Source organism: Ruegeria sp. YTSC199 (genome assembly GCF_059609725.1).
In genome coordinates this window covers 1-3,903 of the sequence record NZ_JBXWMF010000063.1, presented here as the reverse complement: position 1 = coordinate 3,903, position 3,903 = coordinate 1, and the positions used below count along the sequence as shown (strand labels likewise).

Below are 3,903 nucleotides of genomic sequence, written 5' to 3'. Positions count from 1 at the left end.
TTCAACTGGTGAATACGGTTGGCCAGCCACCGCCTAACCTGCCCAGCTCCAATGGTCAAAAGTTTGCAACAGAACCCGCGGCGCGCCGTCTCAATAACCGAGATTTGAGTAGAGCGGTCATGTACTCATCTTCTAGGCCATGTCCCATGTGTGAAGCTGCGGCTTTCTGGGCCGGGATCGGTCACATGTTCTATGGCCGGGAAATCAGGAGCGCGGGATCTCCGAAGCTTTGCAGTTAGATAAGTCGTCAGCCACCAGCGAAGTATCATTTTGGCTTCGCATCCCGCGTTGGGAAATCTCGGCCCTTTCCGGCATTGAGCACCCAGGCAAGATTCTGCGGTCGCAGCCCGCTTTGCGGTCATTCGCTGCAAGCGCATAATTTAACTGCTAACGAATTCACACATCGCGGGACAAAGTTGCCATAGGCTCAATGGTTGTTGAGGACCGGTCTCAGCCCAAACCGGACATTCAACCCAGGACTTTGCAATTCCGGCTTGGCGGGCATTTTGGTCGAAGAAATTTCTTACACTACAGATGCTGAGCCTTAAAAGTTGACAAATTACACTATTCCTCCAAGCCGATGTTTTTTCTATCGTTGGGTAAGAAAAAACACGCCGGGAGGTCTTAATGAACAAGCTTATCTCAGTAGCGGGTGCGGTCTGCTTTGCTTTCACTGGAGCTCTTGCCGACGAGCATGCGCCGCCCAACATTCTAGTAATCATGGCAGATGACGTGGGCTGGGCGAGCGTCGGCGTTTACCATGGGGGTGTCAAAAGTATAGAGACGCCGAACTTAGATCGTCTCTCGCTAGAGGGTGCTCGTCTCACAGATTATTATGCCGAGCCAAGTTGTACTGCCGGTCGATCAGCTTTCATGACTGGACAATTGCCCATTAGGACTGGGATGCACACTGTAGGGCTGCCGGGGGATCCGATAGGGTTAAACCCAGGTGATCCGACGCTTCCGATGTTCTTAAAAAAGTTGGGGTACACGACGGGGCAATTCGGAAAAAACCACCTGGGCGATCTCAACGAATTCCTGCCGACTACAAAAGGTTTCGACGAGTATTGGGGCTGGCTGTATCACTTGAATGCTATGGAATATACATCTGATCCGGATTGGCCAAACGATCCAGAGTTCAACGCGCAATTTGCGCCTCGAAACATCATTCATTCTTTTGCCACAGACGAGGAGGACGAAACAGTCGATCCGCGTTTTGGAAAAGTCGGGAAGCAGCGCATCATTGATGACGGGCCTGCCCCTCCGGAGCGCCAAAAGACTTTGGACGACGAAGTGACATCTTACACCAAAGACTTCATTTCTCGAGCAGTAGAGTCGGACACACCATTCTTTGTTTGGATGGCCCCAGCCCGAGCTCATGTTTGGACCCATCTCAGCCCAGAATACGAAGCTATGTTGGGCAATGGGCGCGGGCTTCAGGATGTTGTCATGAAGGAGTTGGACAACAACGTTGGTAACGTTCTCAGCCATCTTGAGGATCTGGGAGTTGCAGATAACACCATAGTAATGTTCACCGCCGACAATGGCCCGGAAACACTGACGTGGCCCGATGGTGGTACGACCCCGTTTCATGGGGAAAAGGGTACTACCTGGGAAGGTGGCTTTAGGGTTCCTGCGATTATTCGCTGGCCGGGCAAAATTCCTGAAGGACAAGTCTTAAACGGTATCTTCAGCGGAATGGACTGGATGCCAACATTTGTGGCTGCGGCTGGAGGCCCCACAGACCTAAGAGAAAAACTCCTAGATGGTTATGAAGGGTACAAAGTACACCTCGATGGCTACAACCAGCTATCTTACTTGACCGGTGAGGACGAAGAGAGTAGCCGCCGCGAGCTGATTTACTATCAGGGCACGGATCTCCAAGCAGTACGCTACAACGATTGGAAGGCGCATTTTGTCGTTCAAAACCAAGGCTGGTCGGGCCCGAAGGAAGAGTTAGTCGCCCCGTTGCTTTTCAACCTTCGCCGCGATCCTTACGAGAAAGCTGCGGAGGAAAGCGGGATGTACGTCCGCTGGATGGGTGAGAAAATGTGGGCATTCGGCCCAGCCGCCCGATTAGTGCAGGCACATCTCGCTACTTTTGAGGAGTTCCCTCCGCGCGGGAAGCCGGTCGCGAATCAAGACCATGTTGAAGAACAGACATCAACCGAAGGCGGCATCTCTCAGTAGAGGAAGCGAGGCAACAATTACGCCTTTCTCACCGCAGCGTGGGCATCCGGCTCGGATCATCGGATGCCCGAAAAAACCGATTAGGAATCTTGCAAAAATAATAAGCGAAACCTCTACGAAAAGGAAACCTCCATGAGTGCTAGACTAGTCCTTCTCCTGGCTGCCGTCGGCCTCGTGCCAATCGCATTATCGTACGGTCTGTTGCCCGGCAGTTCGATCCCAGTTTTGCTGGGATTTCCGGTGGAAGGAACGAACCAGACGCATGTCTTCCGAGCGATTATGGGTCTTTACTTGGCAAACGCTTTGTTTTGGTTAGCGGCCGTGGCGAAACCAGATTTACAACGACCGGCGCTTTGGGTTCTTTTTTTGTTTATGTCGGGACTGGCCGTTGGACGCATACTAAGCATTCTTATCGATGGAGTTCCGAACGGGATACTGCTCTTTTACCTAGCGGCCGAGATAGTTTTTGCGGCTCTGGCCGCGGTTTCTCTGAAAAAAGTGCGGTAAAACAGGAAGTGGAAAAGTGCTGAGGTTTTTCTTTGTTTTCTCGATGGTTGCAACTTCATCAGTGTCGACATCCGCTCTGGCACAATCGTCATCCGTCCAGATTGCGGTGGACGAAAACTTCTTAAAGCTTGAGACTGCCGTTGACGAAGCGGGAGCTACTCCAATCGCATCGATAGATCACGCGCGCCTGGCTAAGGCCGAAGACGTAGAAACACCAGCGTCCCGTGTGCTCATTTTCTCTGATCCAGAGATAAACACGCCCATTCTGAAAGAGAACGTGCGAGCAGGCCTGGACCTTCCTTTTCGCGTTCTTTCCTTCGATCAGGATAATCGCCCGCAGATTACCTACACGGACTCCCAGTTTCTCAAAGTCCGGCATGAGCTCATGGACGCCTCTTCGTTGCGCGAATTTCAGAGCAAGATGCTCGAAGTTCTAAACGACTTGGATGCAATACCGGCGCCGACCAACGGGTTGTTTGCCGACTATGGGGTCATCGAACTACGATCTCAGCTCAGCGTACCAGAGGCAGTCGAACGTCTCAGGACAGCTGTGATGGGGCAGGACGATACTGTCTGGTTTGGGGAAATTGATTTTGCGACCGAAGCGTCCCAACTGGGGGTGGAACTGCCGGATGCAGTTCTCTTACTGTTCGGCGGACCAGCACCCGGTGGCGTGGCTATGGCGGGCTTTCCGGCAATTGGTTTGGATGCCTTTTGCCAAAAACTACTGGTTTACGGGAATGAAGAAGCCGGCTCCGTAGTCATTTTCAATGACATCGCTGCTTTGGCGGAGTTGCACTACGGTTCTTCAGCCGAACCTCATCACGGTTTGAACAAACGGCTTACCGCAACATTTCGCACGGCAATTGAGTAGCCGCTGGATGGGAAACGCAATAGAAACCCGATACCGATTGGCCATCCTTTCGTCGTCCGCTTTGGGTTCATTTCAGCGGTTCTCAACGCAACAGGCCTACCACGCTTTGGGCCGTTCGTTAAACTTTGCAAAGGCCGCTTTCTGCACATTGCTGTCATTGGAGCTTCGCGCAGCATCAGTCAATTTGGGCTCAGAGCCGTCATCGGAGCCAATGCAGCATGTATGCTTCTACGTTGGCTTGCGCATTTGAGGACGGCCCATTGCGGATGAGGTGGATGGCTCCTGCTCCACCGGCATCGAACGTGCCAAAGTGCAGTTGTTATCGACTGCTA

General features: G+C 52.4%; 3 protein-coding genes. All 3 read left to right on the top strand.

The genetic code is table 11. From position 1 onward, the window contains the following. Window positions 1-627: 627 nt before the first annotated feature. The 3 genes from AC2FEE_RS25475 to AC2FEE_RS25465 all read left to right on the top strand — a co-directional run bounded on the left by AC2FEE_RS25475 (window position 628) and on the right by AC2FEE_RS25465 (window position 3,571). On the top strand, window positions 628-2,190 hold the full coding sequence (locus AC2FEE_RS25475) for an arylsulfatase (protein ID WP_496868206.1): 1,563 nt from the start codon (window positions 628-630) through the stop codon (window positions 2,188-2,190). Window positions 2,191-2,322: 132 nt separating this feature from the next. Then, the gene (locus tag AC2FEE_RS25470) at window positions 2,323-2,697 is read left to right on the top strand and encodes a DUF4345 domain-containing protein (protein ID WP_496868205.1); all 375 of its coding nucleotides are present in this window, start codon (window positions 2,323-2,325) and stop codon (window positions 2,695-2,697) included. Window positions 2,698-2,713: 16 nt separating this feature from the next. Beyond that, window positions 2,714-3,571 carry a DUF302 domain-containing protein gene (locus AC2FEE_RS25465; RefSeq protein ID WP_496868204.1) on the top strand — a complete coding sequence of 286 codons (858 nt, stop codon included), beginning with the start codon at window positions 2,714-2,716 and terminating at the stop codon, window positions 3,569-3,571. Window positions 3,572-3,903: the final 332 nt, after the last annotated feature.